2 protein-coding genes are annotated in these 1,532 nt (G+C 42.2%); one reads left to right on the forward strand and one right to left on the reverse strand.

Going from position 1 to position 1,532, the window contains the following annotated elements:
- Nucleotides 1-362, reverse strand: a 362-nt coding sequence (locus WAM07_RS09455; protein WP_422166328.1) for a GNAT family N-acetyltransferase, incomplete at its 3' end; no start/stop codon positions are given.
- Between the two features lie 338 nt (nt 363-700).
- Here WAM07_RS09455 and WAM07_RS09460 point away from each other — a divergent pair.
- The coding region (locus WAM07_RS09460; protein ID WP_422166330.1) for a DHA2 family efflux MFS transporter permease subunit at nt 701-1,532 on the forward strand (832 nt) is incomplete at its 3' end.

Genomic DNA, 1,532 nt, shown 5'->3' on the forward strand with positions numbered 1-1,532 from the left:
GTTCGCTGTAATCCAGAAGATAACGCCACACTTTCGTAGCTGTGCTCTATTGCCCAGTCATGGACAAAGTTCAGTAACTCTTTACCATAACCGTTGGAGCGGCTTTTTTCCTCTGTCACTAAATCACATACCCAGACAAACCGGCCATAATAAAGTGTGATCATCGGTTCAAAACCAACTACCGCTACTACCTCTTCCCCCTCGTATAAAGCAAACATCTTGTAACCGTCTTTTTCTTGAGCCTCCGCTACTAACTGAGAATATGTAGATAAATCCAGGTGAGTTCTCAGCTGTTTCATTACCGGATAAACTTCCAGAATATCTTCTTTCGATTGAATCTCCTTAATCGATGATGAACCCATAGTAAGCCCCTTTTTTCTGAATATTTTCAATACCAATAGATTAACATATTCGCTCTCAGATGTGGGTAAAAAGAATAAGTCACATGTTATCGCATTGGCACGTCCTTATATTAAATATTGTGCGGTTGTTCCCTAATAGTACGCCGCTTAACCTAATAGTGCCAGTTAAGCTCACGATGACGTTACTGCTTGCTTAAATGTGCGAGCTCACGCATTAATGGCCAACCAGTACTAAATTAGCGCGCGTTTCATTTGTCACCTGCTGCCAATATCAGTATAATTTTATAATTGGTCTGTTAAACTATGTTATTTAGATAGATAGAAAAGGAGGCGAACACATGCCGGATCAGAATTACAACAAAGTTTTAATGGCTGGATTATTGCTTGCTGGTTCGTTCATTACTATTCTTAACCAAACGCTTATGATTACGGCGATTCCTCCAATCATGCATGAAATGAACGTTTCGGCCAATTCAGCACAGTGGCTAACTACGGTCTTCATGCTTGTCAATGGAATTATGATTCCGATAAGTGCCTTTTTAATAGAGAGATTTACAACGAGACAACTGTTCATCACCGCCATGAGTGTGTTTGTTTTTGGTACTTTAGTCGGTGGGCTTGCCCCTAATTTCCAACTGCTCCTGGCAGGAAGAGTCATACAGTCGGCGGGAGCAGGAGTAATGCTGCCCTTGATGCAAACAGTATTTTTATTGATTTTTCCTGTAAATCGCCGTGGAGCAGCGATGGGTTATATTGGACTGGTTATATCCTTTGCGCCAGCGATCGGGCCTGCGTTATCAGGATGGATTACGGAAAATTCTTCATGGCGCGCATTATTTTTAATCACCTTACCGCTTGCAGTTATTATTATTGGGGTGGCCTATTTCATTCTAAAAAATGTTACTGAACTGAAGAATCCGAAGGTAGATATCCCTTCTATCATCATGTCTTCTGTCGGTTTTGGCAGCCTGCTTTACGGATTTACCAGTGCCGGAAATAATGGCTGGGACAGCCCGGTTACGATGACGGCTCTAGGTGTCGGCGCAGTTGCCCTTACGTTGTTCATCACCAGGCAATTACGTATGCATCATCCTATGCTTGAATTCCGTGTTTTCAAATTGAGGACATTTACAATTACGACACTTATCGCGATGATCGCCTTCATGGGAC

Source organism: Halobacillus sp. (genome assembly GCF_049282395.1).
Taxonomy (GTDB): Bacteria; Bacillota; Bacilli; order Bacillales; family Halobacillaceae; genus Halobacillus.